We start from the raw sequence: 2,844 nt of genomic DNA, 5'->3' as shown, positions 1-2,844 counted from the left end.
GCACAATTTAATGAAAGGGATCCCATTACATAAAGTATGTCCGGGAAAGTAAAACAAAAGGATGCAAAATTATTAATAAAGACTCCGATGAAAAATAAATATAAGTCAACTAGCACCACCTTTACTGTTCATCTTATTGATGAAGATGGAAATGAAATTGCTAAAAATAGCTCAATAAAGGAAATTGATACAGAGAATTTTTCGGGTGCCTTTCCAGAAGTGCCTAAATCAGGTGTTTATAATATAACGATTGATGTAAAAGAAAAAAATATAGATRGTACTGAAAGAACTCGTACTTTGATTCGCTCAGTCTATATTGAAAAATAAATAAAAAAATTAGGAAATAGCCTTCTCTTTATTGAGAGGGCATCTTGTTTAGGGGATACAGGGAGAAGAGCGTTAGGCAGAAGCAATAAGGCTCTCTTTATTTTATTTAAAGATTACCACTTAGGTAAATTTGTTAATAAAACAATTCGATGTGTGTATTTTTAGGAATTAACTATGTAGGCTAAACTTGAATTCAAGAGGAGAATAAGGTTTAAGAATATTTGCATCTGCAGAAAAAGCTGCAAACCGCTGTTTACTTAATCCTTATTTTGATTAGAGTCTCTATATGACAAAATGGCAGTTTTGAGCGYAGCATAATTGCCTATGCTTGCGTAACCATAGAACCAGCCCATGAAAATGCCTGCTATAAAGTGATGACGATGGCTAATGAAAATGGAAATGATTAAACCTAGAACTATAGCAATTGTAGGTATGAATTTTGGAGGGATATGAAACATGATCTTCAAAATTTGAGTCAAGATTATGATAGTTGGGATGGCTATTACTGCATCCCAAAAGTTTGTATGGATGGTTGGGAAATCCAAATAATAACACCACTTTCACGAGAAAGTAAAGGAAGGTTTATTTAATTAATTTTTACCATCAATAAAGTATTTATACCTTAAGATTTAGACCGATTAAGAGGAATGTTTAAATGCTCTTGATTTGACTTGGTTTGAGGGTTTTTCATGGTTCAAAATAAAAAACATTGAATCCATTACATAATGGTGGATTCAATGTTTTTTTTGATGTAAGTCATCCCAAAGTTCTTCCATTAATCCATCCATTTCTTTTCTTTATTTATATTGTTCTTCCTAGGATACCTCGATAGTAATACCTTCAAAAGTTAATACGTCTCCGACTTGAGTATATTTCGGAAGTGAGTTTCTGGACAGTCTTTCCTTTCCCCGTTTACTTGAGCTAGTTCACCTACAAAACGTTCAATTATCTCATAAATCATCCTTTTTCACTGTCTTTACTCTTATAGATTTAAAGATTGCCCGATACACCTTTTACGAAACAGATATTAAACGTTTAACTACAGTAGAAGTAGGAGAGCAGTAAAAAAATGAGTGGGGAGCAAGATTTGGTTACTCTCTCTTTAATTTGGTTTTATGAGTAAAAACTTTCCTTAAGCACTTTCATCCGTACTGAAAGATCGAAATTATAAACGAGGTATTTTGCCTTTTTAATACATAGGTACTGTTAACTGAAATATGAAGTCAAAGATCGCTTGATAGATTAAAGATAAAAAGTAGATACACCTATTAAAAACGATTTCTACTAAAAAATAAAAAATTCACAAAAACATAGTCTTCCATATGCATATTGAAGGAATATGGGACATAAATTAGACAAACAAAAAAAAGCGCAGTTAGCGCTTTTAGTGTATTTGTCTATACAAGCCTATTACTTTTCCAAGTATCGTGACACCTCTTAAAATAATTGGTTCCATATTTGAATTTTCAGGCTGAAGCCGTATGTAATCCGGTTCCTTAAAGAATCGTTTTACCGTGGCTTCATCATCTTCAGTCATGGCTACTACGATATCTCCATTATTGGCATTGCTCTGTTGTTTCACGATGACATAATCTCCATCATGAATTCCTGCTTCAATCATACTTTCTCCCATGATTTCGAGCATGAATACATGATCATCATGAGGAACCATACTTTCGGGAAGCGGGAAGTATTCTTCTATGTTCTCAATGGCGGTTATCGGCATGCCTGCTGTTACTTTCCCAAGCAACGGCACGTTAACGACATTAGTCTTAGGTATAGTGTTAGCTTCCTCTATGTTTAAGATTTCAATGGCCCTCGGCTTAGTAGGATCACGTCTGATTAGTCCTTTACTTTCCAAACGAGATAAATGTCCATGGACCGTTGAACTTGATGCAAGTCCCACTGCTTCGCCAATCTCTCTTACGGAAGGTGGATACCCTTTTTGGCGAACCTCTTCTTTAATGAAATCAAGAATATCTTGCTGCCGTTTTGATAGTTTAGTCATATGTGCACCTCTTCTCCAAAGTTCTTTGCTTTATTATAGCATGGCCCCTATTTCTATACAAACATAAGTTCGAATTTTGTTGTTGACTGAAACAAACGTTCGTACTATAATCTGGGTATAAGATACGAACGAACATTCGCTTTGGAGGGATATTTATGAAAAAGTTGTACAAAAATTATATTTATACGATTCTATTAGCGGGATCAGTATTTATCTTTTCTATTTTATTCTCCTGCACATTAGACAAAAATCAAAATAATAATTTTCTTTCAATAGAAGTAAATGAAGGTGATACCTTATGGGAGATTGCAGAAAAATATGAAGAAGCTGATTTGACAAAAAAAGAATTCATTGGTTGGATAGAAGAGCACAACGAAGTCAGTGCAGATTCAATAAAACCTGGTCAAGTCATTGTCATTCCGGTTAAAAATGAAAAACTTGTTCAGAATTTGGCCAGTCAGCAGTAAGTAGTAAAGGTAGGGTATTATGAAAGCAGTAATCTATTGTAG

At 34.0% G+C, this 2,844-nt stretch carries 4 protein-coding genes; 2 read left to right on the top strand and 2 right to left on the bottom strand.

The features are described from left to right. The first annotated feature begins 87 nt into the window (after positions 1 to 87). Positions 88 to 327 (top strand): hypothetical protein, encoded by a 240-nt coding sequence (locus AC1DUW_RS24945; RefSeq protein WP_477643732.1) that lies wholly within the window; start codon positions 88 to 90, stop codon positions 325 to 327. A 257-nt stretch (positions 328 to 584) separates the two neighbouring features. Here AC1DUW_RS24945 and AC1DUW_RS24940 read toward each other — a convergent pair whose 3' ends face one another. Together AC1DUW_RS24940 and lexA are read right to left on the bottom strand one after the other, a co-directional pair. Next, on the bottom strand, positions 585 to 872 hold the full coding sequence (locus tag AC1DUW_RS24940) for a hypothetical protein (RefSeq protein ID WP_477643731.1): 288 nt from the start codon (positions 870 to 872) through the stop codon (positions 585 to 587). 839 nt (positions 873 to 1,711) lie between these two features. Next, positions 1,712 to 2,335 carry a transcriptional repressor LexA gene (gene lexA / locus AC1DUW_RS24935; RefSeq protein WP_053345509.1) on the bottom strand — a complete coding sequence of 208 codons (624 nt, stop codon included), beginning with the start codon at positions 2,333 to 2,335 and terminating at the stop codon, positions 1,712 to 1,714. Positions 2,336 to 2,490: 155 nt separating this feature from the next. On the opposite strand from lexA, the gene yneA reads away from it, so the two are divergent. Further along, on the top strand, positions 2,491 to 2,802 hold the full coding sequence (yneA, locus tag AC1DUW_RS24930) for a cell division suppressor protein YneA (protein ID WP_053345510.1): 312 nt from the start codon (positions 2,491 to 2,493) through the stop codon (positions 2,800 to 2,802). Positions 2,803 to 2,844 lie beyond the last annotated feature (42 nt).

The organism is Peribacillus sp. P4_C12, assembly GCF_056402095.1.
This window is presented reverse-complemented; position numbering and strand designations above follow the sequence as displayed.

Bases quoted from the DNA above. Each gene is read 5' to 3' on its own strand.
- lexA (WP_053345509.1), bottom strand. From the start codon at position 2,335: ATGACTAAACTATCAAAACGGCAGCAAGATATTCTTGATTTCATTAAA.
- yneA (WP_053345510.1), top strand. From the start codon at position 2,491: ATGAAAAAGTTGTACAAAAATTATATTTATACGATTCTATTAGCGGGA.